This is a genomic window from Rothia sp. SCPM-O-B-18226 (M350), assembly GCF_058213595.1.
In genome coordinates this window covers 49,353-72,702 of sequence record NZ_JBYQJS010000001.1, presented here as the reverse complement: position 1 = coordinate 72,702, position 23,350 = coordinate 49,353, and the positions used below count along the sequence as shown (strand labels likewise).

General features: G+C 60.8%; 22 protein-coding genes. 9 read left to right on the top strand and 13 right to left on the bottom strand.

Translation table 11 applies throughout. The features are described 5' to 3' along the window. Positions 1–57: 57 nt before the first annotated feature. From AC3E6W_RS00360 to AC3E6W_RS00345, 4 genes are all read right to left on the bottom strand, one after another. Complete coding sequence (locus AC3E6W_RS00360) at positions 58–933, bottom strand: glycosyltransferase family 2 protein (RefSeq protein WP_049332308.1); 876 nt, start codon at positions 931–933, stop codon at positions 58–60. A gap of 50 nt (positions 934–983) precedes the next feature. Then, on the bottom strand, positions 984–1,361 hold the full coding sequence (locus AC3E6W_RS00355; RefSeq protein ID WP_049332306.1) for a DUF2304 domain-containing protein: 378 nt from the start codon (positions 1,359–1,361) through the stop codon (positions 984–986). A gap of 2 nt (positions 1,362–1,363) precedes the next feature. Continuing rightward, entirely contained in the window at positions 1,364–2,095 is a 732-nt protein-coding gene (locus AC3E6W_RS00350) for a glycosyltransferase family 2 protein (RefSeq protein ID WP_049344553.1), read from the bottom strand. A gap of 181 nt (positions 2,096–2,276) precedes the next feature. Next, on the bottom strand, positions 2,277–4,295 hold the full coding sequence (locus tag AC3E6W_RS00345) for a DUF6541 family protein (RefSeq protein WP_049344549.1): 2,019 nt from the start codon (positions 4,293–4,295) through the stop codon (positions 2,277–2,279). A gap of 407 nt (positions 4,296–4,702) precedes the next feature. On the opposite strand from AC3E6W_RS00345, the gene AC3E6W_RS00340 reads away from it, so the two are divergent. From AC3E6W_RS00340 to AC3E6W_RS00330, 3 genes are all read left to right on the top strand, one after another. Then, positions 4,703–5,245: a flavin reductase family protein gene (locus AC3E6W_RS00340; protein ID WP_049332296.1), complete on the top strand. Its 543-nt coding sequence runs from the start codon at positions 4,703–4,705 to the stop codon at positions 5,243–5,245. Between the two features lie 120 nt (positions 5,246–5,365). Continuing rightward, positions 5,366–6,595, top strand: coding sequence for an acetylornithine deacetylase (argE, locus tag AC3E6W_RS00335; protein ID WP_049344547.1), 1,230 nt, complete (start codon positions 5,366–5,368; stop codon positions 6,593–6,595). A 399-nt stretch (positions 6,596–6,994) separates the two neighbouring features. Then, positions 6,995–7,600: an aquaporin gene (locus tag AC3E6W_RS00330; RefSeq protein ID WP_049332290.1), complete on the top strand. Its 606-nt coding sequence runs from the start codon at positions 6,995–6,997 to the stop codon at positions 7,598–7,600. A 221-nt stretch (positions 7,601–7,821) separates the two neighbouring features. Here AC3E6W_RS00330 and AC3E6W_RS00325 read toward each other — a convergent pair whose 3' ends face one another. From AC3E6W_RS00325 to AC3E6W_RS00290, 8 genes are all read right to left on the bottom strand, one after another. Continuing rightward, positions 7,822–8,448 (bottom strand): ArsR family transcriptional regulator, encoded by a 627-nt coding sequence (locus tag AC3E6W_RS00325; protein WP_141761786.1) that lies wholly within the window; start codon positions 8,446–8,448, stop codon positions 7,822–7,824. Between the two features lie 32 nt (positions 8,449–8,480). Continuing rightward, a complete protein-coding gene (locus AC3E6W_RS00320; RefSeq protein ID WP_049344543.1) occupies positions 8,481–9,122 on the bottom strand; it encodes a VanZ family protein in 642 nt (213 codons plus the stop codon). A gap of 223 nt (positions 9,123–9,345) precedes the next feature. Next, on the bottom strand, positions 9,346–9,798 hold the full coding sequence (locus tag AC3E6W_RS00315; protein WP_049344541.1) for a fluoride efflux transporter FluC: 453 nt from the start codon (positions 9,796–9,798) through the stop codon (positions 9,346–9,348). Continuing rightward, on the bottom strand, positions 9,798–10,274 hold the full coding sequence (locus AC3E6W_RS00310) for a fluoride efflux transporter FluC (RefSeq protein ID WP_049344539.1): 477 nt from the start codon (positions 10,272–10,274) through the stop codon (positions 9,798–9,800). The genes AC3E6W_RS00315 and AC3E6W_RS00310 overlap by 1 nt, the downstream gene beginning before the upstream one ends. Positions 10,275–10,368: 94 nt before the next feature. Further along, positions 10,369–13,164, bottom strand: coding sequence for an MMPL family transporter (locus AC3E6W_RS00305; protein WP_490652040.1), 2,796 nt, complete (start codon positions 13,162–13,164; stop codon positions 10,369–10,371). Positions 13,165–13,374: 210 nt separating this feature from the next. Continuing rightward, positions 13,375–14,076: a TetR/AcrR family transcriptional regulator gene (locus AC3E6W_RS00300; protein ID WP_049332284.1), complete on the bottom strand. Its 702-nt coding sequence runs from the start codon at positions 14,074–14,076 to the stop codon at positions 13,375–13,377. 153 nt (positions 14,077–14,229) lie between these two features. Continuing rightward, positions 14,230–15,891 (bottom strand): sensor histidine kinase, encoded by a 1,662-nt coding sequence (locus AC3E6W_RS00295; RefSeq protein WP_490652039.1) that lies wholly within the window; start codon positions 15,889–15,891, stop codon positions 14,230–14,232. Positions 15,892–16,051: 160 nt separating this feature from the next. Then, a complete protein-coding gene (locus tag AC3E6W_RS00290; protein WP_070483111.1) occupies positions 16,052–16,795 on the bottom strand; it encodes a response regulator transcription factor in 744 nt (247 codons plus the stop codon). A 285-nt stretch (positions 16,796–17,080) separates the two neighbouring features. Between AC3E6W_RS00290 and AC3E6W_RS00285 the strand changes: the two genes are divergently transcribed. The 6 genes from AC3E6W_RS00285 (at position 17,081) to AC3E6W_RS00260 (ending at position 22,925) form a co-directional block, all read left to right on the top strand. After that, positions 17,081–17,944, top strand: coding sequence for a PRD domain-containing protein (locus tag AC3E6W_RS00285; RefSeq protein ID WP_490652038.1), 864 nt, complete (start codon positions 17,081–17,083; stop codon positions 17,942–17,944). 681 nt (positions 17,945–18,625) lie between these two features. Further along, positions 18,626–19,606: a mannose/fructose/sorbose PTS transporter subunit IIA gene (locus AC3E6W_RS00280; RefSeq protein WP_490652037.1), complete on the top strand. Its 981-nt coding sequence runs from the start codon at positions 18,626–18,628 to the stop codon at positions 19,604–19,606. Further along, entirely contained in the window at positions 19,603–20,469 is an 867-nt protein-coding gene (locus AC3E6W_RS00275) for a PTS mannose/fructose/sorbose transporter subunit IIC (protein WP_314554576.1), read from the top strand. Before AC3E6W_RS00280 ends, AC3E6W_RS00275 begins: the two co-directional genes overlap by 4 nt. Positions 20,470–20,480: 11 nt before the next feature. Continuing rightward, positions 20,481–21,335 carry a PTS system mannose/fructose/sorbose family transporter subunit IID gene (locus AC3E6W_RS00270; RefSeq protein WP_490652036.1) on the top strand — a complete coding sequence of 285 codons (855 nt, stop codon included), beginning with the start codon at positions 20,481–20,483 and terminating at the stop codon, positions 21,333–21,335. Positions 21,336–21,506: 171 nt separating this feature from the next. Then, positions 21,507–22,280 carry an HAD-IIB family hydrolase gene (locus AC3E6W_RS00265; protein ID WP_490652035.1) on the top strand — a complete coding sequence of 258 codons (774 nt, stop codon included), beginning with the start codon at positions 21,507–21,509 and terminating at the stop codon, positions 22,278–22,280. A 150-nt stretch (positions 22,281–22,430) separates the two neighbouring features. Further along, positions 22,431–22,925 carry a hypothetical protein gene (locus AC3E6W_RS00260; protein WP_490652034.1) on the top strand — a complete coding sequence of 165 codons (495 nt, stop codon included), beginning with the start codon at positions 22,431–22,433 and terminating at the stop codon, positions 22,923–22,925. A gap of 103 nt (positions 22,926–23,028) precedes the next feature. On the opposite strand, the gene AC3E6W_RS00255 is transcribed toward AC3E6W_RS00260, so the two are convergent. After that, on the bottom strand, positions 23,029–23,349 hold the full coding sequence (locus AC3E6W_RS00255; RefSeq protein ID WP_490652033.1) for an ATPase: 321 nt from the start codon (positions 23,347–23,349) through the stop codon (positions 23,029–23,031). Position 23,350: the final 1 nt, after the last annotated feature.

The window sequence follows — 23,350 nt, the reverse complement described above, 5'->3', positions numbered from 1 at the left end:
CGCAGATGCGCCGCACATCCACCGTAGGATGTACGACGCATCGCACACGTATAGGGTTTACTTCACCACGTGCTCGGCAAGGTTCTTCACGCCCTGCCACTTCTTCGCCAGGGCCGCCTTCGGCAGTAGGGTCAGCGCGTGAGCGCGCGAGGAGAAGCGAATACGAGCCACGCGGGCGGCCTTCTTCCAGCCCAGGGCGCTCATCTCTTCGACCATGGTGTTGTAGTAGCGGCGCTCCTCCTCGAAGCGGGTGCCCTCCAGGGCACGCCAGGACGAGTCGGAACCACCGTGACGGCGGTACATGAACGCGACCTGCGGGTCGTAGTACAGGGAGCCGCCGCGCATCGTGATGTCCAGAATCAGCGCCATGTCCTGGATGACGTTCAGGCCCTCACGGAAGCCGGTGCCCACGATGGCGTCCGCACGCCAACCCAGGGACGGGAAGTAGAACCACGCGCCACGCAGCAGCGAGACGGCCAGCTCTTCGCCCTTCAGCACGGCCTCACCCTTGGGGCGGTAGAACGCCTTGGTCTGCTCCACCAGGGTGTTCGACAGGCCGTTGTGCTCGTCGATGACGACCACGCCGGGCTGGAAGATGGAAGCCTCGGGGTGCTTAGCCGCCGCATCCACGAGCCACTGCACGTAGTTGGGGAGCATGACGTCGTCGGCACCCATGACGGTGACCAGTTCGTTCTCCACGAAGGTCAGGCACTTGCGGTAGTTTGCGTTCGCACCCAGGTTGGTTTCATTGCGCATGTAGGTGATGCGCTCGTCCTTCAGGGACTCGAACCAGCCGGGAATCGAGTCGTCCGGGTAGCCGTCATCCACCACGATCAGGCGCCAGTCCGGGTTGGTCTGACCGACCACGGACAGCACGGCCTGCTTCATCATGGCAACGTCGCCGTAGTACGGGAACAAAATATCAACGGTCATGGGGTATTACTCCAACTCACAAAGGGGTGAAAAGTCTCGACGGTAAAGCTTTAAGAGTCCTGCTGGTCGCGCTTCCTCGCACCGGAGGCGCCCTCCGGCTGCTCCTGAAGCGCCTTTAGGATGGCGACTTCCTCGGCCAGGATGCGGGTCTTCTCCGACAGGCGCGACAGCTCCAGGGTCAGGTGAATACTCACGCCCATCAGCAGCAGAATCGACAGGAGGAACAGCAGATTCACCGGTAGGGCCACGCCCACGAAGTCCGCCACACCGTTGAGGAGATTCGGGAAGGCGCCCAGCACGATGATGATGGCACCGATAATCAGCCACAGGGCGGCGTACCGTTCCTTCATGCGCTGATGACGCACCTGAACCACCACGAAGGTGCAGACCAGGATGGCGAGGATCAAGAAGAAAACACTGGCGCTCACGGCTACTTCTCCTCCCGGCGGCGGCTCACCGAAATGCCGTAGGAGAACAGCGAGCGAACCAGATAGATGGCAGACTTCAGCGGACCGGAGGAGGGCGTACCTCCCTGGCGTTCACGCATGTGCACCGGCACCTGACGCACCCGCAGGCCATTGCTAATGGCCATGGCGGTGATATCGATCGTATCGCCCAGGTATTCGGCGGGCAGGTTACGGCAGTAAAAGTCGATACCGCGACGGTTAGCGATCTTAAAGCCGCTCGTCACGTCCGTGAACGGGGTACCCGCCGAGCGGGTGAACAGGAAAGACAGCAGGCTCATCGCCCACTTGCGCGGGCCGGACACCTCGTAGTCATCAGAGCCCTCACCGAAGCGGGACCCAATCACAATATCGTAATCCTGCACCGCATCAATCAGCGAGGGGATGCTCTCGGGATGGTGCTGGCCGTCCGAGTCCACCTGCATGGCGTAGTCGTAGCCCGTGCGCTGCGCGTACTTGTAGCCGGTGCGCATGGCGGCGCCCACTCCCATGTTGTAGGGCAGGTCAATCACAAAGGCGCCCGCCTCACGAGCCACAGCGGAGGTGTTGTCGGTGGAGCCGTCATTGACCACCACCAGGTCCACGTAGGGCACCGTCTCCTGTAGCTCGGCGATGGTGCCGGGCAGTGCTTCTTCCTCGTTCCAGGCGGGCATAATCACCAGCGTGCGAGGGGTATGAGGCGATGTGGGAGATCCCATAGGGCTGCTACCCCTCCTAACGAATGTGTCATACCGTGCGTGCGAAAGCCGGCATGTCCAGTGGACATACCGGCTTTCATCATATCAGTGCTTCAGCGGCATTAGGATTCGTCACAGAATCAAGACCGCGATGCGGCCCCTCCCCGGGCGCATACATCCCGGGTGGAGTTGCTGTCTGCGTCTAGTTGTCGCAGGCGCTAATACGGTACAGAGTCATCGGGCCGGAGGAGTACACCGGGGTCAGAACATCCGTATCGATAGCGGCCACCAAGCCGTCGTAGTTCTTCTGCTCGCTGGGGCCGAAGTTGCCCTGGTTTTCCAGGTGCACGTACCAGTGGGCCTTGTACTCGTTCACCTCGCGGCAGACCTCCGGGTTCGTGCGGGCATCCTTCAAATCGTTGATGATTGCCGCATACTTCGGAGAAATCTTGAACTCGAAGTGGTAGCTGGTCAGGTGGCGGTCGGCCAACGCGTAAATGTAGGCGCTACCGTCCCAGGGGTTGTTCACGATGGTGTCGCCCTTGGGCACAATCTTCGGGATCTCGTTAATGACGTTCATCTCGTCCTGGTTCAAGACCTCGGAGGTCGGGGTCACCTGGTACCGCTGAGCGACCACCAGGGTCGCGTCGTGCATCGCGGGGGTTCGCGAGGACAGGCCGGCGACCACCAGCACCAGCACCGCGGTGACACCCATGCCGGCCGTCGCCACGTTCAGGCGTGCCGTGCGCGGAACGCGACGAACCACCCAGGAGAGCGCACCCTCCAGGGCGCCACCCAGGCCAATACCTGCAAGCAGTACGGAGGGGAACACCACCAGCGCCGCCAGGCGGAAGTGGTCGGTGTACCAGGGGCCCACCATCAGCAGGCGGAAGTCACCGCGCGGCACCGAAGCCGCGATAATCCACATGTAGCCAACGAGCATCCAGCTGCCAATCAGCCACAGGTTGCGGCGCTTGTACAGCAGGTACCCCACGCCCCACAGGGCCAGGAAACCCATCAGGTAGGCGGGAGCGAAATTACCGCCCAGCGGGTTCGCGTTCTCCAGGCCCAGGAACAGGAACTGGTAGACCGCCTCGCCCTCGCTCATGACGGCGGTCCACAGGTCGCTGGCGTCCTCGCTCGGGCGCAGCACGGACCAGGCAGTCACGCATCCGGCAATCAGCGCAACCAGAACGCCGGTACCCACCAGACGCTCACGCACGGAGGCGTCGTGGACGCGCCACATCTGAACCACACCGCCGAGGAGCATGGACACGGCGAATACCGCCGCAGAAACCACCGCGTTCGGGTGCACCAGGGCCAGGCCGCCCAGGCCCACCAGAATCGTCAGGGACAGGGAGAGAACGACGGAGTACTCGCGATGCACCATGACCTGAATCATGTGCGATAGCAGCGCCACAAAGGCGGGGAGCAGGGCATAGCCCAAAAGGTTCGGGAAGAGCACACCCCAGAACAGCAGCAGACCGGGGAAAGCAAAGAAACCGCAGGTCAACGCCGGAATAGCGAGCGCCTGCAGGCGACGTAGATGCGGGATGCTCAGGCACATCGCAACCAGGGAGCAGGGCCAGATGACGCCCGCCACCAGTAGCACCATGACGATGGTTGCGGTCGCGATGCTCGTGCCGGTCGTGTTGTAGATCAGGTACACGAAATCATGCCAACCGGCGGGGTAGAAGTACGGTTCCTGGTTCGTTCCGGAAACCGCGCCCATGGTCAGGCTCGAGGCGTCGCCGTGCTCCTGGATCCAGCGAATCGCGTTCAGGTGGAAGGAATTGTCCAGGGTCTGAGAGAAGGCCTCCGGGCCGAAGACCATATGCTGGGTCGTGTGCAGGGTCAAGAAACCGCCCAGCAGGGCGCCCACCACGGGCCAGGAAAGCGGCACCGTGTTACCCGGCCAGCTCACCGAGGATTCGTCGGAACCCGCTACGGCCGAGGGCCAGCGGCGGCCCACCAGCCACATCAGGCCCGCCGCCGCAGCCACTAGCACGGCCGCGACCACGACGAAGGAAATCAGGCTCCACGCGATGCCGGTCTTACCCAGCACAATCGCCGAGACAGCCACCAGGGCAAAAGTCAGGAGCGGGGAGAGGAAGATGCGCAGACGCGTGGGGATGCGTAACGCCCAGCCCATCGCGTATCCGGGAACGAATGCCACCACGACCGCGAAAAGCAGCAGCGGAATAGTTGCCAACCAGCTCATAAACCCTCATCTCACCACAGTGAACGCCCTGAAACCCCTCGTGCGGGGGCCCGGTGCGCTTTCGTGTACCAAGCAAGGATACCTTAGAGGCCTCTACACCCCCGAGAAACCCCCAGAAGACCCCCGCAAAACCCGTCTAAGGCCCCGCGGAGGCGACCCTCGAGGTGAAGCAGGGGGCTCTCCCGCGCAAACCCCGCCGGGTGCCTCCGCATCCCCTGCACACCCTCGAATATGACGTAATATTTCGCCCCTCTCGTCATGAAAGGTAGGCCTAAGAAACATAGGGCAATAAATAAGGTATTCGCTACACCAAAGCTTTACCCTGAACATATCTCCCCTACTCACGGGAACCGCCCGCACACACAACCCGGGCCGAACCCACGCAGCCGCAGAAGAAAGGGTCGATCATGACCGAAACCATTGCAGCACAGGCGACCCTCGCCGATACCACCGAGCAGTTCAAGCTCGCCTTCGGCCACCAGCCCGCCGGCGTCGCCATCATCACCGCAACCGACGAAAACGGCGAACCCGCAGGCTTCACCGCCTCCTCCCTGACCTCCGTCGCCGCCGAACCGCCCATCATCGCCTTCTCCCTCAAGGCCAATAGCGGCTCCGCGGCAAAGATTGCTGCGGCTTCCTCCTTCCTCGTACACATGCTCGACGCTGAGAATGTCACCCTCGCTAAGAACTTCGCGACCCACGACTACCCCCGCTTCGCCGACCCGGCCGCGTGGGAATTCGTCCACACCGGTGAGCCCCTCGTCCACGGCGTGCGCCGCGTGCTGCGCGCAACCCCCCTCAGCCGCGTTGAGGCGGGCCCCGCGCTCGTCTTCACCGCCCAGGTTGAGGAGTTTATCCGCAACGATTGCGAGGGCACCCCGCTCGTCTACCACTCGCGCAACTTCCACGCGCTCGGCGATCACTCCAACGTCAACAACTACGTCATCTAGTCCGGCCGCTCAGGCCATTCACGGGGCGGTATTCGGCGGCGACCACGCGACGAATACCGCCCCGCGGCGTACCCTGAACGTAGCCACCCCGGGCACAAACGCACAGCAGAAAGGTTCCTCATGACCGCACAGACCACTCAGCCGGCGTCCCTCCCCTGGCTCGAAAAGCTTGTCGCTATCCCCACCGTCTCCGGCAGCTCCAACCTGGAACTCATCGAGCTTCTCGAAGCCGAATTCGGCCGCTACGGCTACAGCGGCGTGCGCACCTACAACGAGGACCGCACCCGCGCTAACCTCTTCATCACCGTCCCCGCAGCGGACGGCACCACCCGCGGCGGGCTCGTCCTCTCTGGCCACACCGACGTCGTGCCCGTCGCCGGTCAGGACTGGGCCAGCGACCCGTTCACCCTGCGCGTGGAGGGTACTCGCGCCTACGGCCGCGGCGTCTGCGATATGAAGGGCTTCATCGCTGTCGCGCTCTGGCTGCTGCCGCGCGTTGCCGAGGCGAAGCTGCGCGTGCCCCTGCACTTTGCCTTCTCCTACGACGAGGAGATCGGCTGCGTCGGTGCCCCCTCCCTCATCGAGGAGTTCGTAGCGCGCGATCTCGCCCCCGAGTATGCCATCGTTGGTGAGCCCTCCAGCATGCGCATTATCGACGCGCACAAGGGCGCCCACCGCGGCCGCGTCACCTTCACCGGCGTGCCCAAGCACGGTTCCCTCGCCACCCACGGCGTGAATGCGGTCGCCGCCGCCGGCGAGTTCATCACTTTCTTCACCGACATGGCCGATGAGTGGGAGGAGGAAGGCCCCTTCGACGAGGCGTTCATCATTCCCCACTCCACCGGCAGCGTCAACCTGGTCAACGGCGGCCTACAGTACAACATCGTCGCCGAGCAGGCCGTGCTCGAGTACGATGTGCGCACCCTGCCGCGGGTGACCACCGAGTCCTTCGTCGAGCGCATCGACCGCGAGATTTCCGAGGTGATTCTGCCCGACCTGCAGGCGCGCGCCGCACGCGCCGAGAAGCTGACCGGCGCGGAGCCCGGTAGCCTCACCTCCCGCGTGGGCGTGAAGCACGAACTGCTAGCCACCGTGCCGGGCCTGGGCACCGAAGACGATGCGCCCATCGTGCGCCTCGCCCACGAGTGGCTCGGCACCAACGATGCGCCGCAGAAGGTCACCTACGGCACCGAGGCGGGTCAGTTCCAGCGCGCCGGTGTGGAGAGCATCATCTGCGGCCCCGGCGATATTGCGCAGGCTCACTCCCCCAACGAGTGGATTGAGCTGGAGCAGCTGCGCGAATGTGAGCGTTTCTTCGAGGCCATCCTCGGCTGGGCGAGCGCAAAGTAGCGGCGTAGCGGTGCTGTTCTCCCGGCCTAAATCAGCCGTGTAAACCCGCAGAAAACTGCCCGGGCACCCAATTGAGGGGCCCGGGCAGTTTTGTGTTTTATGCAGGCCGACACGGGAGTCTGCACACCACACGTCCCCCCTGTGAACTACGCCCGATTTTTCCCGCATCCACCACATTTATTTTTAAATAAAAAACCCAAAAATAGCTTATCTATAAGGGTGAAATAACACTAAAGTATTGCCCAGTAAGGGCATTCAGGGTTCCATAGATGCCAAAGGTTAACCCCACCGCCCGGGCGGTATAACCCCACACAAAACCACACCTCCCTCACGCTCGGCACTGCGCACCCGACCGAATCCCGGTATACCACCCGCAGTTCACTACCTGAAGGACACCCTGTGTACACTATTAGCCCCTACCTTGCTGAATTTCTTGGCACGCTCATCATGTGCACCATCGGCTGCGGCGTCATCGCCAACGTCGAACTCCGCCGCTCCAAAGGCCACGGCGACAACTTCTTCACCATCGCCTTCGGCTGGGGCTTCGCCGTCACCTTCGGCGTCTACGCCTCCCACGCCTACTCCGGCGGCCACCTGAACCCCGCCCGTGACTTCGGTCCGCGCCTCATGCACGCCCTGCTGCCCATCCACGATAAGGGCACCTCACGCTGGTTCTACGCGTGGGTTCCGATCTGCGGCCCGATTGCCGGCGGTTTCATGGGTGGCGCATTCTTCAAGCTCTACTACGAGGGTCAGGTCAGCCCGTGGCTGTTCGTTTCCACCGCCCTGGCGGTTGTGGTTCTGCTCTTCGCATGGTGGGCAAATAGCCACCTGTACCGCGCACCCAGCGCCGAGGTTATCCCCGAGTTTGAGGACACCCACGCTACCGCGGCGGCACGCGCGGCAACCTACACCCCGACCGGTCCCATGCCGGTCCTACTCCCCGAAGAGGTGAAGGCAAACCGTAGCACCCGCGTCGTGAACCGGGTGACCGAGGACGAGTAGTCTTCCCGCCCGAGAACTTCCCTGTCTAGGGTTTCATCGAGCCGGGTTTATCTGAATAGATATATCCGGCGAGGTTTCATCTAAAAACAGCGAACCCCTCATTTTCATAACCTGCACAATATCGGTCAGGTTATGAAAATGAGGGGTTCGTTGCGTCTACCTCACGGAAGGAGGTTCATTCAGGGGTGCCGAAAAGAAATACAGTCTAGAAAGGTCCCAGCTTAGGCTTCAGCGTCGACATCGTTCACCTCCAGCTGCCCAAAGAGAACCTCCATAGGACGCGACCGCACAGTCTGCACGAAGCCATCCTGCGAGTTCCAAGCCTCAGGAGATAGCCGCTTCACGTTTACTTCATACCCAAGCTTCTGCTCAGCATCATCGATAGCCTCATACAGCTTCTGCCGTGAAGGGGAGCCCACAACCAGCACATCAATATCGTTCGGCACGTGCCCAGCCACCCCAGAACGACGGCTAGCCCACGAGCCATAAATAGCGGCACCCTCAATATTGGAAACACCCTGCAAAGTATCCCGGAGCACCGGAACAGGACCATAAGTTACCAGAATCAACTGACGCATCGCCTGGCCCACCGGATTATCAACCTTGGCTTGCACCATACGGGTCCTACCAACATTCTGGACAGTCACCAGACCAGATTGATTTAGACGATTCACTTCTCGGGAAACAGTCGGCAATGATGCACGTGTCGCATCAGCAATCTGTGACACCGTGTATTGCTGCTCAGGGTGAGAGAACAGCAATGCCATCACTTCACCCTGCAGGTCACTACGCAAGATGGGAAGGAGGCTAGGAGCAGACGTTTTCATAACATGAATTATATCAATCATGTTATGAAAACATCTGGCAATCCAAGAATCTGCTACGCCGCGGCGGATGCCATCTCCAGTACCCGCTCGTGCTTAGCCGCGCGGTGCTTCTGAATTGCGCGCACCGTCCAGACGCAGACCGCGCCAAGGACCGCACCGGTGGTGTTGTTCACGATATCGTCCACGTCGAAGGTGCGGTAGGTGAAGCCTGCCAGGCCCCAGTTACCGGTCAGCTGGCTCAGCTCAATGAAGGTCGACAGCGCGAAGCCGCTCAGAGCCGTGGCGCGTAGTCCCCAGCGCAGGCAGCCCGCGGTGAAGAAGCCCAGCGGAATGAACATCGCGATGTTGAAGAAGAGCTGTGCGTACACGGTCGTCGCGAAGCGGCGCAGACCCATGCCTTCGGTCAGGTTCCAGGCCTGCTGCCAGCTCCAGCCCACGTAGAAGCGCGGGTAGTACAGCTCGGGGTTTGTGACGCTATTTGCGCTACCGATCGGGGTGAGCGTCAGAGAAAGAATAGAAGCAAGGAACAGCGCAAAGGACGCAGTCAGCAAGTACTGGCGGATGCTGTGCGCTCGACCGGTCTTCTTGGCGCGCAGGCGCATCGCCACAAACCCGATGAGGGTCAGAGCGATTGTGAGCACCGCAATTTCAAGGGCGAAGGTGCCTATCATGTGCTTATTCAGTAGTTCCTGCATGCCGTGTGTTCCTAGCGTCGTGAGATTGAAATATATGCACTCCACCCGCATATATATCTGTTCATTCATATATTTTAGGTGGTATATAGCGGGCTTCTGTTCGTGCCCGTCGCATATCGTTCACCACTAGTGTAAAAGACGGCTCTATGGGTCACCCTTAGTAAAACTGTGAAAAAGCTGTGCGGTAGCCGTTCACTGTTAAACCGTCTAACGACTCAGCGCATCAGTACAGAACATCCGGAGGGAACACCGGCGCGATATAGCGCCCAAAAATCAGGCTAAACAGCCAGGCGCCCACAATCGCGGCCACCACGGCACCCAAAACCTGCACCAGCCACAGCATCAGGAACTTGACGGTCTTCCCCTCCGAGCGAGCCGTCAACGCCTCTACCATGGCGGTCGAGAAGGTCGTAAAACCACCCAGCATGCCGGTCGTAATCACCGTGCACCAGAACGCCACCTGATCCGTAGCGTTGTAGTGCACGCCCAGCGCACGCGGATTCGACACCGGCATAATCAGCAGGCCGTACAGGAATGAACCCACCAGGTTAATGACGAACACCGGGCTAATAATCGAGGACTCCGTGCGCAGGCGAGGAGACATCGCCTTATCCAGGAAGAAGCGGGTCATCGCTCCCAGACCGCCGCAGAGAAAAATCATCAGGGAGAAAAACATTAGCGGCCCTCCTCGTTTTCGGTCCCAGGCTCCTCATTGGGTAAGACGTGCACCAGCCTCGCGGCCAGCATGCGGCCCACGAGCATGCCGGAGGCCGCGGCCACCAGGCCACCCACCAGCAGCACCAGAATCGCCAGTACCATGTACCCGCCGTGCACCGTATACGGCAGAAAAATCGTCTGTGCCATGACCGCGGCAATAGACGAATAGGTCGTGTAGCCACCCATCATTCCGGCACCAAAGAGCAGGCGGAAGGAGTGAATTCGATCCTCACCATTGCGCGCCGCGTACGCGTTCCATAGAACCGTCAGCAAACCCATGGTGAACGAGCCCAGAAGATTCGCCACCAGTACGCCACCTGGGGTGTGCACGCGGCACAGTGCACCCAGGCCGCCGCCCAAAAAGACAAGAAAAGGGGCAGGTACACGGTTTAGAACGGCCCCTATCCTCTGCCGGATACTCGCGCGGTTCCTCATCACCGTGTACCTACCCCTTTCGAGTCGTATTAGTCTTCAGTGTGCGCCGTGGTGCGCAAACGCATACTAATACTTTAGCGGCTACTCGAGCTTGTCACCTGAGTTTGTTGTCCGAGCCTGCACCGGCAGACTCTCGCTCGTGCTGAATCTTCTCACTCAGTGCGGCGCCCTCAACGTCCATATTCGGGGTGAGGCGGTCCAGCCACTTCGGCATCCACCACGCCTTATCGCCCAGCAGAGCCATAATCGCCGGGGTCAGCGTCATGCGCACAATGAACGCATCCACCAGCACACCGAACGCCAGGCCGAAGCCCATCGGGCGAATCATGGTCGATTCAGCGAAGATGAAGCCGCCAAACACCGAAATCATGATGATCGCGGCAGCCACCACCACGCGCACCGCGTGGTTATAGCCACTCACAATGGCGGTCGCCGCGTCCTTACCGTGCACGTACGCTTCACGCATGCCGGTCACCAGGAACATCTGGTAATCCATGGCAAGGCCGAAGAGAATACCGATGAGCAGGGTCGGTAGGAAGGACAGCACCGGGCCCGGGTGGTCCACCCCGAAGAGGGAACTCATGAAGCCCAGCTGGTAAATCGACACGACGGCACCGAAGCTTGCCAGCACCGAGAAGAGGAAGCCCATCGAGGCAACCAGCGGAACCAGAATCGAGCGGAACACCAGGATCAGCACCAGGAAGGACAGGCCCATCACCACACCCAGGTACAGGGGTAGCTTCTGGGCGAGCACCTCGGAGACGTCGATATTGCCGCTGGTCTGGCCCGCAACACCGAGAGACACCTCGGAGCCCTGCACCGGCACGGTCACGGCGCGCAGCTCGTGGACGAGCTCTTCGGTCTCCACGGAGCTTGCACTGTGGGCAGGAATCACCTGGAAAATCATGAGGGTACGGTCATCGGTCATACCGCCGGGAACCACAGCCTGCACGTTCGCGCCGCCGCGTTCCTTGACCGCAGAGGCGATATCAATCTGCGCCTGCTGAGCCTGCTCCTCACTCATGTTCGCGGGGGTGTGCGCGACCGCAACCAGCGGGGCGTTCATACCCTCACCGAACTTGTCCTTGACCAGCGCGTACGACTTGTACGCGGCGCTATCGGAGGAGTAGTTCGAGGCATCCGGCAGGCCCAGACGCATCTGCGACATGGGGGCGGCGACCGCCAGCAGCGCCACAGTACCGACCACCAGGGTCAGTAGCGGACGCGCCAGCACGAGGCGCAACCAGCCATTGGACTTCTCGGTGCGTTCGGCATCCTGCGCGCGGCGCTCCGCAATCTTCTGCGGGGTATCGATGGAAGCCCACAGCTTCTTCGGCATAATCTTGGTGCCCGCCACGGACAGCACCGCCGGGGTAAGGGTAACCGCAATCAGGGCGGCAACGACCACGCAGAACGCGGCGGCGTTACCCATCACGCCCAGGAAGGGAATACCGGTCACGTTCAGCGCCACCAGCGCAATAATCACGGTGCTCGCCGCAAAAATCACGGCATTACCGCTCGTTCCGTTCGCCAGGGCAATCGCCTGGTTCTTCGGCATGCCCTCCAGCAGGTTCGTGCGGTAGCGGTTCAGGATGAACAGGGAATAGTCGATGCCGACCGCCAGGCCGAGCATCAGGCCCAGGGTATAGGCGGTGGAGCTCATCTGAACGATGGATGACAGGGAGAGCGTGCCGAGCACACCCACCACCACGCCCACCAGAGACATGAGAATCGGCAGGCCAGCCGCCACGAGGGTGCCGAGCATGACCATGAGCACGATGAAGGCGATGACCATACCCGCCACCTCACCGGTGTGCGAGCCGCCGCCGATAGCGGTTTCGCTCAGGTTCGCGTCGAAGTGGACGGTCGCCCCGTGCAGGTTCGCCGACTCAATATCAGACATGACCTTCTGCAGGTCAGCGGAAGGCACCTCGTAAATCTTCTTCTTAAACGAGACGGCCGCAATCGCCGTGGACTGATCCTCCGAAACCATACGGTAGCCGGAGGCGAAGTCGTAGAGCTTCTGCTGGCGCTCCAGCTGCTCACGCTGGGCGGGCAGCTCGCTCTCGGTCTTCTGCAACTGAGTGCGCTGTTCGTCCAGCTTCTTCTGGCCCTCGGCCAGTTCCTCCTTCTTGGAGGCTATTTCCGAGCGACCCGCATCGACCTGCTTCTGGCTTTCAGTCAGGGTTTCACGCTGCTGGTTGAGGGCGTTCTGCTGCGCGGTCAGCTGCGCCTGCTGAGCGTTCAGCTGTTCCATCATCTCGGCGGGTGAGCCTGCCGCCTCAGCCTGAGCGTAGCCGTTCTTCAGCTGCGCCTGGGCATCGTCCAGCTGCTTCTGTGCGGAGGCTAGCTGCTCCTGCCCCGAGGTAATCTGCGCCTGCGAGTCGTCGAGCTTCTTCTCGTTCTCGGCAATCTGCTTGGTGCCCTCTTCAATCTGGGATGCGGCGGCACTCAGCTGCTTTTTACCGTCCTCAATTTGGGCGGGGGCGGCGTCAATCTTGGCGTGCGCCTCGTCAAGCTGGGTTTTTGCCTCGGCAAGCTTGGAGGTGGTAGTGAACGGGTCGGTGACCGCATCCACGGAAGAAACCTCGCCGGTGAGCTTGTTCAGCGCGGTGGAGAACGCCTGCTTCTGTTCCTCGGTGAGGGCGGTGCCGTCGCCCGTAGTGAGGATGATCTGCCCGGAGCCGCGATTGGCACTCGGGAAGCGCTGGGCGAGCTCGTCGGAGAGCTGCTGGGTCTGCGTTCCGGGCATGGTGAAGGTGTTACTGAGCTTGCCGTGGAACGCGGTGTAGGCGCCGGCTACACCCGCGATGACAAGCGCCCAAGTGAGGATAACGGCCCACGCTCGGCGGGCGGCAGCTTCACCGATGCGGTAGAGCCATGTAGCCATGATAAATTCCTTGAGGTGGGGTAGAAGGATCGGTGAATAAGCGGGTCGCGGCGTGCGACTTCCAGGTCTTGCGAATGCATCGTCAGGAAGGTCAGCTGTAGAGACAAAACAGACGCGTACTCCCGCTCCAGATGCCCCCGTTAGGCGCCGTGTGGCCACCTGTCGGAAGACCCCGGAACGGGAGTATCCGTCTACTAGTGTTTTACGTTTTTAGGCTGCAAATTCGCCCTGGACCAGGCGACCCAGGTAGTCGAGGGCCTCGAGAACGCACTGGCGCATCGCTTCGATAGCGAGCGTTTCAGGGTGGGTGCCTTCGGGTGCTTCTGCCGCGACCTTGGCCGTCACTTCTTCAGCGCGGGTGAGGTAGTAGTACACGCCCTCACCGATGGTTTCGGAGAGGTTCGAGGCGAACACGGCGACGCGCAGGTAGGGCAGGTCGGGGTAGGCCTCGAGGTACTTCTCCAGGAAGATGTCGTAGGTGCGCTCAAGGATGACGTGGGAGTACTCCTCGAACTTTGCGGGGCTGTCCATCTCGAGCGCGTAGAGCAGCTGGGCGAAGGGAGCGATGTACTCCTCCAGGGTGCTGCTCATGAAAACGTTGTGGGCGATGGAGAGCATCTCGGTCTCCATGCTGGGGTTCTGTCCGGAGACGGTGAAGTCGCTCTCTTCAAAGATGCGGTTGAAGTACTGGTTCAGGCGGGTAACCAACACGTCGTCGACGGACGCGAAATGGTTAAAGATGGTGCGGCGGGAGACGCCGGCGCGTTCGGCGAGCGCTTCGGCGTTCAGCGCGCCGTAGCCGCCTTCAAGAATGAGGGATTCTGCAGCTTCGACAATTGCGATGCGATTCTCCGCCTTGCGGGCAGAGCGCTTATCTGCAATGTTTGCGGGGGATTCAACGAGTTTTGCCATAGTTTCACAATACGTGCAATTTGCACTGCCAGCAAATAATAAGCGGGTTAGATTCACCACATATCTGCACTGGATGAAATAACTCTCAGGTGTAGCTTGAAACTTTACACGGCAATGTTCATTCGGGATTTACCGCCCCGACCCCGCCGCACCCTACGATTCGGCGGATTCCAGCGGCAATCGCACCGTAAAGACGGTGTGTCCGGGCTGGCTCTGCACCTGAATTGAGCCGCCATGCGCCTGCACGATAGCCTGCACGATAGCCAGCCCCAGGCCGGTCGTACCGTCCGAGCCGGAGCGCGCCTTATCCGCACGCGTAAAGCGGTCAAAAATTTTCGGCAGGAAGTCCGGGGCAATACCCGGGCCGTTATCAACCACCAAAATCACCGCCTCACGGCGGGTGTGGTCCACAGAAAGCCCCGCAATCACACGCGTCCCCTCATCCGTGTGCTTGCGCGCGTTCGAGAGCAGATTCAGGATGACGCGCTGCATCTGCGAGCGGTCCGCAACCACCTCGACGGGCTCGTGGGGCACATCCAGGTGCCACACGTGGGTACGGGCGGCCGCCTGCATATCCGAGGTACATTCGACGAGCAATTCAGTCAGGTCCACGGTTTCCAGCTTGGGTTCACGCCCCTCATCCAGGCGCGCGAGGGTCAGCAAGTCCTCCACGAGGCGAGACATGCGCTCGGTCTGCGAGTCGATGCGGGCGAGCGAGGACTGCCCGGAGTCACTGAGCGGTTCGGTCCAGCGCAGCATGTCGGAGTATCCCTTAATGGCCGCCAGCGGCGTGCGGAGCTCGTGCGAGGCGTCCGCAATGAAGGCGCGAATCTGATGTTCGGTTCTCTCGCGCACCTCCAGCGCCGAGTTCACGTTATCCAACAGCTGGTTGAGGGCGTAGCCCACCGCGCCAACCTCGGTGCGAGGGTCAGAATCGCGGGGCTCCACGCGCACGGCCGATGAAATCGTGTGTTCCTCAAGATCCAGGTGCGCCACATCCGTCGCCACCGCGGAGACGCGCTCGAGCGGCTTCATGGTGCGGCGAATAATGTAGGATCCGGCCACGCCCGCACCCACCATCACGGCGATTGACCCGATGGACACGACGATCACAAAGATGGTGAGGGTCTGCTGCACGTTATGGAGGGGGATGCCAACCACCTGCGCGTCGGAATCACTGCTTGCCTTCGGGGTAATCCGAATGAGGTAGGTGCCCGCCTCCAGCTTGACCTCACGCTCTTCGCTCTTAGTGGAGTTCAGGGCCAGGGTTCCGAGAGTTACCTGGTCGTTGGCGGAGAGGCTCTGAATGGTACCGTCACTGCCCAGCTTGCTGGCAATCTCGACCGACCCCTCGGAGTCCACACAGGTGATGAGGGTTCCCGAGGCCTGACCGGGCGCGAAGATGGACTTATCCTTCTTCAGATCGTCGCAGTCCACTTCTTCCTGCTTACCATTGCGCGAAGTGGGCTGCACCACGCGGTGACTGGTTTCCTTGAGGTTGCTTTCAGCCTGCTGATAGAGGGAGTTCTGCAGGGTGACGTAGGTTGACAGGCCAATGATGAGGCAGGCCACGCCGAGCGCCATCACCAGGATCGCGATGAGGCGCGAACGCAGGTGCGGCACGTACCCCATTTCCTCGGGGGAGGCGTCGGGGTTCTTCATGCTCCGCCAAGCCGCGCGGAAGCGAATGTAGAGGTGCTTCATCGAGGCTATGCGCCCTAGACCGGTGCGGCCATCACGGGTGTCACCGGTGCGGAGGCGACGGGTGGGCTCGGCATCGGGGGAGCCGGAATCGCCGGGCGTGTAGGCGCTCATAAACACCTTTCTTTCTACATTCTAAATACGGAATACAACCACTGTGGCGCGGCATTTTCGGGAATACTCGCATACTCCGGAACATACCGCGCCACCTGAGCAGATAGTGCAGAACGGATAGCACCTACCCGTTCCAAGACGTTGAAAAACGACGTCGAAATTACAGTGCCGGACGCAGCACGTAACCGGCACCGCGCACCGTGTGAATCATCGGTTCGCGGCCGACGTCAATCTTCTTACGCAGGTACGAAATGTATAGCTCGACAATATTGGCCTGGCCGCCAAAATCGTAGTTCCAGACGTTATCCAGAATCTGGCTCTTGGAGACCACGCGCTTCGCGTTTTCCATGAGGTAGCGCAGCAGGTCGAACTGGGTTGCGGTGAGGTTAATCTGCTCGCCGCCGCGGGTGACCTCGCGGGTGTCCTGATTCAGCACCAGGTCGCCCACCACCAGCTCGGCGTCATCGATGGCGGCCACGCCGGAACGCTGCACCAGGCGATGCAGTCGAATCATGACCTCTTCCATGGAGAAGGGCTTGGTCACGTAGTCATCGGCGCCGGCGGCCAGGCCCTCGATACGGTTATCCACCGAATCCTTAGCGGTCAGGAACAGGCAGGGCACCTCGGGGTAGAACTTGCGGATGCGGTTGAGCAGCTCCAAACCGTCGAAGCCGGGCATCATGATATCCAGCACCAGCACATCGGGTCGCCAGTCGCGGGCAATGTTCAGCGCGGAGGGGCCGTCGCCGGCGGATTGCACTTCCCAGCCAATCATCTTCAGAGCCATGCTGACGAGTTCTTTCAGCATCTCCTCGTCATCGACGACGAGGGCCCGGATGGGGCTACCATCCGGGTGCTCCAGGGCGGGAAGGTTCTTTGCGATTTCGGTTGCTTTACTGCTCATAGGTCTAGGGTACCGCGAGGAATCTCACTCGGGCGTGCCGAACGAATATTTTCGCGGCAAACATATGGAACGCATGTGCCGATCACAGCTGATACACAGATTGCAGGGATTTCTCTTCGGGCCAGTCCGTACCCCCTTCAGTCGGCCGGTCTCTTCTGTAAAATTTGTACTAGATTAGGTGACGCTCAATCGCTTTTTGCGGTGCCGCCACCAGCTCTTTTTCCGGGCGTTACGCACCGATAACCGACCACCGCACGACCGTCGCATCACCGCAGAGGAGGGCGCATGCGCATCAGCCGCATTTACAACAACAATGTCGCCCTCACCGTGAATCACCTCGGTCAGGAGGCCGTGGTAATTGGCCGTGGCATCGCCTTTGGCAAGCGCAAGGGGCAGATGATTGATCCTGCCGCGGTCGAACAGACCTTTGTGCCCGAGCAGGGCATGTCGGGCGAGCGCCTCAGCCTGACCCTTTCCGAGATCCCCGCCGAGATTCTGTCCATCGCCACGGGTCTGGAATCACGCGTGCGTGCTGACGGGGTGCTGGAGCTCTCGAATTCTTTCATCATTCCCCTGGCTGATCACCTGCACTACGCGGTGATGCGTGCCCGCGAGGGGGTGCGCGTGGACTACCCGCTCGCTCCCGAGGTGACGCTCCTGTACCCGCGCGAGGTGGAGTACGGCCGTTCAGTGATTGCCGCGGTGCGCGAGCGCCTGCAGGTTCAGATGGATCCCGGCGAGGCCATTCCGCTGGCGTTGCACCTGGTCAACGCGCAATTTGCGACGGCGGATATGTCGCAGGCCTTCCGCATGACGGAGGTGTTCGCGCAGGTTTTCGAGATTATTGAGGCCAGCTACGAGCGCACACTTGACCCGGATTCCGTGAGCGCGACCCGCTTTATCACGCACCTGCGCTACCTCTTCGTGCGCGCTAGTCGAGAGGGTGAGCCCCAGGAAATTGATGGTGTCTCGCAGCCGAGCCTTTTGGCCGCTCTGCGTGCGGATGCGCCCCGCGCCTTCGCCTGCGCGCAGAAGGTTCTGCTGGTGTTGCAGATGCAGCTGAATCACTCGCTGACTCGGGACGAGTTGACGTATTTGACGATTCATATTGCGCGTCTGGCGCGGGATATGTGGGGCGTTAACGCGTAGCGCGTGTTTGATAGAAGGCGACCGAGGGTTCTCGGTCGCTTTTTCTATGCCCGAAATCCCGGTGCGGAGTCTCAGTGCAGGGAGGCGCCGCCGGGCGGAACGTGGCCGTTAAAGGTGGGCCGCTATTTATATATACAACCTGTCACTAAATTGTCGTTTTCCCGGGTTTTCTTTCGCGCGTTAGCGCGTCGATTTAAATTTTGAAAATGACAGTTTTTAGCGGCGTCTTCCAGAAATACCATTCTGTGGACAGGCCGCAGGAAAATGTGGGTTTTTTATTAATCCCACATGTTTTGATTCGCACACTCATTTTTTTGCTCGGTATTTTCTTTGTAAATCTTTTTCTCGCGCTCATGCAATCCGTATATTCCACATCAAACACCTCGTCAGTCCACCAGCAAGACACCAACATTCCCGAATTTTCGCGAGAATAACGCCTTCCCCTTCGTATGGGCAAGCATTTTTCGGTGTTCTGTTTAAATTTTTTACACCCTGGCAATAAATACGTGTTTTGACATCAAAAACCCATATTCCAACACCGACAAAAACGTCACGGAAACCTAAAGTGCGCATCCTCGAAAAACCCCATAAAACAAAAACCGAAAATGCTACCATACGAGGGTTACAGGGCCCTGAACGGGGTTCATAACACACACCCAATACGCATACGAGAGGACCATTATGGTCACCATCATTGTGGCGGCACACGGCGAGTCGGCTCCGGCTCTGCTGAAGACCGCCGGCATGATCCTCGGTAACTTCGAAAACGTCCACCCGGTCACCTTCCTGCCGGGCCAGGGCCCCGAAGATCTCGTCGAAGAGTACACCCGCATCGTTGAGGCGTCCGAGGCAGAAGAAACCCTGCTGCTCGTTGACCTCTTCGGTGGCAGCCCCTACAACGCCGGTGCGCAGTTCGCGGCCACCCGCGAGGGCGTGGATGTCGTCTCCGGCGTCAACGTACCGATGCTCATCGAGGTTATTTCCGCCGCCGGACGCAAGAGCGCAACCCTCAAGTCCCTGGTCGCTAAGGCGCACAAGGCCGGCACCAAGGGTATTCGCTCCTTCCAGGATGCGAACCAGCCTGCGGCCGCCAAGCCCGCCGAGGCGAAGCCCGCAGAGACCAAGGCAGTCGAGGTTCCGGCTGCTCAGCAGGTTCCCGGCGGCACCATGGACGCCGTCTTCACCCGCATCGATTCCCGCCTGATTCACGGCCAGGTGGCGGGCACCTGGGTTCCGTTCATCGCGCCGCAGACCTTCATCGCGGCCTCCGATAACGCGGCACACGACAAGCTGCGCAAGTCCCTGCTGCTGCAGGTCGCGCCGGCAGGTGTGAAGACCAACGTCCTGGACATCGCCAAGGCGGGCCGCGTGTACAACAACCCCAAGTACACCGGCATGAAGACCATGTTCGTCGTGGAATCCCCCGTCGACGTGGTGCGGCTGCTCGACGAAGGCGTCAAGATCAACGAGGTAAACGTTGGCGGCGTCACCTTCAAGACCGGCATGGTACAGCTCTCCGACGCCGTGTACGCCTCCGAGGAACACCTCGAGGCCTACCGCGAGCTTCTCAAGCGCGGCGTGAAGCTGACCGTGCAACAGCTACCCAACCACTCCCCGGTTGACCTGGCAAAGATCCTCAAGCAGAAAGGCCTGGACGCATGACCGCCCTCACGTTTATTCTCGTTGTTCTCGTGGCGTTCATCGCGGGTGTCGCATCCGTGGTGGACGAACGCCAGTTCCACCGCCCCCTGGTCGCTTGTACCCTCATGGGCCTCGCGCTCGGCGACCTACCCACCGGCATTATGCTCGGTGGTTTCCTGGAGCTCATCGCACTGGGCTGGATGAACGTCGGTGCGGCTATGGCTCCCGACTCGGCTCTGGCCTCCACCATCTCCGCCCTTGTCGTGATTCAGGGCCACCAGAACATCGACACCGGTATCGCCATCGCCGTGCCGCTGGCCGCAGCCGGACAGGTTCTGACCATCTTCGTTCGTACCATTACGGTGTTCTTCCAGCACCAGGCCGATAATTTCGCCAAGACGGCTAACTTCCGCGGTATCGAGCTGATGCACCTCAGCGGTATGGCCCTGCAGGGTCTGCGCGTGGCCATCCCGACCGCCATTGTGGCGCTGATCAGCTCCGACGAGCTGACCCGCCTGCTGAACATGATTCCCGCCGAGGTGACCGTTGGCCTGCGCATCGCCGGCGGCATGATCACCGTGGTCGGTTTCGCAATGGTCATCAACATGATGCGTTCGAAGGCCCTCATGCCCTTCTTCTTCCTCGGCTTCATCGCCGCCGCCGCTATCCCGGCAACCCAGTCGATTGTGCCGCTACCCGGCGGAAGCTCAAAGGACGTCCTCGTGGCACTGTCCACCCCGGCACAGTTCAACCTGGTTGCTATCGGCCTGGTCGGCGCCTGCCTGGGCCTGCTGTACACGCAGCTGAACCCGCTCTTCCATAAGAGTGAGGCACCCGCCGTAGCACCGGCCGCCGCCAATGACCTCGACAACGAGCTCGAGTAAGGAGCATCATCATGACTGAGAACAAGAACGTCGAGCTCGTTGAAGTTCCCGAGCTCACCCAGCGCGATAAGGTCGACACCTACATCCGCTCCACTTTCCTGCTCGGTTCGTTCAACTTCGAACGCATGCAGTCCATCGGTTTCGCGGTTTCCATGATTCCGGCCATTAAGCGCTTCTACACCAAGAAAGAAGACCAGGCGGAGGCGCTGACCCGCCACCTGGAGTTCTTCAACACCCAGCCGTGGGTTGCATCCTCGATTATGGGTGTGACCGCTGCGATGGAGCGTGAGAAGGCAGCCGGTAAGGACATCGACGAAGCCGCCATCACCAACGTTAAGGTGGGCCTGATGGGCCCACTGGCCGGTGTGGGCGACCCGATTTTCTGGGGTACCGCACGTATTGTGCTGGCGGCTCTGGGCGCATCCCTGGCGGTGACCGGCAATATTCTGGGCCCGCTGCTGTTCTTCTTCGGCATGACCGCAATTCGTTGGGCAACCCGCTGGTACGGCTTCAAGTACGGCTACGAGAAGGGCACCCAGATTGTGACCGAGGCGGGCGGCAACACCCTGCAGAAGATTACTCAGGGCGCCTCCGTGATGGGCCTGTTCGTGATGGGTGCTCTGGTGTACCGCTGGACGAGCGTGAACATTCCGTTGCCGCTGACTAGCTACACAAACCAGGCGGGCGAGACGGTAAATGTGACCGTCCAGTCCGTGCTGAACGATCTGCTGCCGGGCCTGGCCTCGCTGGCCCTGTGCTTCCTGTGCATGTGGCTACTGAAGAAGAAGATTAACGCCATCTGGTTGATTTTCGCCCTCTTCGGCGTGGGCATCCTCGGTTCCTACCTGGGATTCCTGGCCCTCTAAAAATCTGAGGGATGAACCCTTTCACCCTTCTATGAGAGCGTGAGATTCAGGGGCTATATCTCAAGTGGCGGGGGTGCGGTCGGTACACTTAAAAGTACCGGCCGCGCCCCGTTTTTCATGGGTTGCGGCGCGCAGTTCGCGGCAACGTAGCCCTTCCGTGAAGGAGTTTTGATGACCAAGTTGATGGCTTTCGATTTGGACGGCACGATCCTGTTTAACCGAGCCGTGGAGCCTGCCAATGAGCGGGCGATTGCCCGCTGGCAGGCGGAGGGTAACCTGGCGGTCTCGTGCACGGGCAAGAGCATTTTTGCTACTCAGCTGGCGTTGAACCCGACCGCCATCCGCTTCGACTATCACGTGCTGTACACGGGTGCGGTGATTACCGACCGGGAGTACCGGGTGATCTACCATCAGCCTCTTCCGGTGAGTGTTGTGCAGGCGTGCTACGAGCATTTCAGCACCGTGGACGGCGTGGCCCTGTTCGCGACCACTCTGGATAACGATTACAGCCTGTGCGACCGGGTGGGCTCCTCGACGAATATTCTGCCGGAGTTCACTCCCCTGGCGGCTAATGACCTGCAGAACCACGAGTACGTGGGTGTGCCCCTGTGGATTCCGGGTGCGCAGGTCCGCGAGGCGGCGTACACCTGGATTCTGGAGCGTTTTGGCAACTCGGTGGACTGCCACAAGAACCAGGATTTCCTGGATATCGTGCCGCCCGCCTGCACGAAGGGCACCGGTCTGCAGCATCTGGTGGAGTACCTGCAGTCGGAGCATCCGGGCACCTCCTATGAGGTGCACACGATTGGTGACTCGTGGAACGATATCGACATGCACCGCTACGCTGACCGTTCGGCGTCGTTCAGCTACTCCCCCGATGAGGTTAAGGCCGTCACCACCGATTGCGTGGATAAGGCGTACGAGTTCATTGAGGCTTCGCTCTAGAGGGTTCTGTAGCCACGATTCTCAGGCGGCGTCTGGGTGGGTGCTGCGTCTATCCTGCTGCTTTCTCTTGCGTGTGCTCGCCGCCCACTCCCCCGTTTCACGTGAAACACCCGCTTTCCCGATACTCCCCATGTGCCCCGTGAGGTTTCTATGTGCCCGTCTTCCTCTAAATCCCCCAAACCCCAGTCCGGCAAGAGCCAGCAGCCCGATTCTGCCCAGTCCTACGACCCCTCCAGCTTTACCGATACCTTCCGCGCTATGGCGCGTGAATCGCTCGTGAAGAATCAGAAGAGCCGCCCGGACTCCCCCATCGTCTCGATTTCTCCGGTGCTGATTGTTTTGGGTGCCATTGCGGCGGCGCTCTATGGGCTCTGGCAGAGCTGGGCATGCATCATCCCGTTACTGCTGATTCTGGTGCTCATGTGGGTGCGCTACACGATGCAACGGCAGGCTCTCAGGGATTTCGCGGAGCTGGAGGCGGCACGCACCGCGTGGAAGAAGACCCGGGATCGCCAGTACCTGGAACTCATGGCGGCGCAGTCCGAGCGCATCCTGAACGAAAATAAGGCACTGACCGAGCAGGCGCGCGCCCACGTGCAGGAGTACGCCGAGTACGCGGCGCAGAGGCTCGACGCGCGGACCTAGCCGCCAATACTACCCGCCCTAGGATATGAAGAACCCCCTCGAACCAAAGGTTTGAGGGGGTTCTTCACGTTAGCTATTGGGCGGCCTCGCGACCGAAAACGGTCTAGCGGCTTTCCTCCGCGGCCGGGGTATCCGATGCTTCGGGAGCCTCGGCAGGCTCATCGGCGGCGGTAACGCGCCGCACCACGGGTGCCGAACGCTCCGAGAAACCGCGGCGCAGCGTGCCGGCGGCCGCGCGAGCGTCCATCGCGTAGAGCTGTTCGCGGTTGGTCAACACCACCAGGGTCATAGCGTTCAGGCACACACCAAGGATGCACAAAATCCACCCGATGAGCATGAACCGACCACCCGAGAGCACCGCACCCGAGAGTAGCAGCACGATGGAGACCAGGTACGCCGGGGAAAGCAGAAACTTTGTGTTCATA

Bases quoted from the DNA above. Each gene is read 5' to 3' on its own strand.
- AC3E6W_RS00360 (WP_049332308.1), bottom strand. From the start codon at position 933: ATGACCGTTGATATTTTGTTCCCGTACTACGGCGACGTTGCCATGATG.
- AC3E6W_RS00350 (WP_049344553.1), bottom strand. From the start codon at position 2,095: ATGGGATCTCCCACATCGCCTCATACCCCTCGCACGCTGGTGATTATG.
- AC3E6W_RS00345 (WP_049344549.1), bottom strand. From the start codon at position 4,295: ATGAGCTGGTTGGCAACTATTCCGCTGCTGCTTTTCGCGGTCGTGGTG.
- AC3E6W_RS00340 (WP_049332296.1), top strand. From the start codon at position 4,703: ATGACCGAAACCATTGCAGCACAGGCGACCCTCGCCGATACCACCGAG.
- argE (WP_049344547.1), top strand. From the start codon at position 5,366: ATGACCGCACAGACCACTCAGCCGGCGTCCCTCCCCTGGCTCGAAAAG.
- AC3E6W_RS00325 (WP_141761786.1), bottom strand. From the start codon at position 8,448: ATGATTGATATAATTCATGTTATGAAAACGTCTGCTCCTAGCCTCCTT.
- AC3E6W_RS00320 (WP_049344543.1), bottom strand. From the start codon at position 9,122: ATGCAGGAACTACTGAATAAGCACATGATAGGCACCTTCGCCCTTGAA.
- AC3E6W_RS00315 (WP_049344541.1), bottom strand. From the start codon at position 9,798: ATGTTTTTCTCCCTGATGATTTTTCTCTGCGGCGGTCTGGGAGCGATG.
- AC3E6W_RS00310 (WP_049344539.1), bottom strand. From the start codon at position 10,274: ATGAGGAACCGCGCGAGTATCCGGCAGAGGATAGGGGCCGTTCTAAAC.
- AC3E6W_RS00305 (WP_490652040.1), bottom strand. From the start codon at position 13,164: ATGGCTACATGGCTCTACCGCATCGGTGAAGCTGCCGCCCGCCGAGCG.
- AC3E6W_RS00300 (WP_049332284.1), bottom strand. From the start codon at position 14,076: ATGGCAAAACTCGTTGAATCCCCCGCAAACATTGCAGATAAGCGCTCT.
- AC3E6W_RS00295 (WP_490652039.1), bottom strand. From the start codon at position 15,891: ATGAGCGCCTACACGCCCGGCGATTCCGGCTCCCCCGATGCCGAGCCC.
- AC3E6W_RS00290 (WP_070483111.1), bottom strand. From the start codon at position 16,795: ATGAGCAGTAAAGCAACCGAAATCGCAAAGAACCTTCCCGCCCTGGAG.
- AC3E6W_RS00285 (WP_490652038.1), top strand. From the start codon at position 17,081: ATGCGCATCAGCCGCATTTACAACAACAATGTCGCCCTCACCGTGAAT.
- AC3E6W_RS00280 (WP_490652037.1), top strand. From the start codon at position 18,626: ATGGTCACCATCATTGTGGCGGCACACGGCGAGTCGGCTCCGGCTCTG.
- AC3E6W_RS00275 (WP_314554576.1), top strand. From the start codon at position 19,603: ATGACCGCCCTCACGTTTATTCTCGTTGTTCTCGTGGCGTTCATCGCG.
- AC3E6W_RS00270 (WP_490652036.1), top strand. From the start codon at position 20,481: ATGACTGAGAACAAGAACGTCGAGCTCGTTGAAGTTCCCGAGCTCACC.
- AC3E6W_RS00265 (WP_490652035.1), top strand. From the start codon at position 21,507: ATGACCAAGTTGATGGCTTTCGATTTGGACGGCACGATCCTGTTTAAC.
- AC3E6W_RS00260 (WP_490652034.1), top strand. From the start codon at position 22,431: ATGTGCCCGTCTTCCTCTAAATCCCCCAAACCCCAGTCCGGCAAGAGC.
- AC3E6W_RS00255 (WP_490652033.1), bottom strand. From the start codon at position 23,349: ATGAACACAAAGTTTCTGCTTTCCCCGGCGTACCTGGTCTCCATCGTG.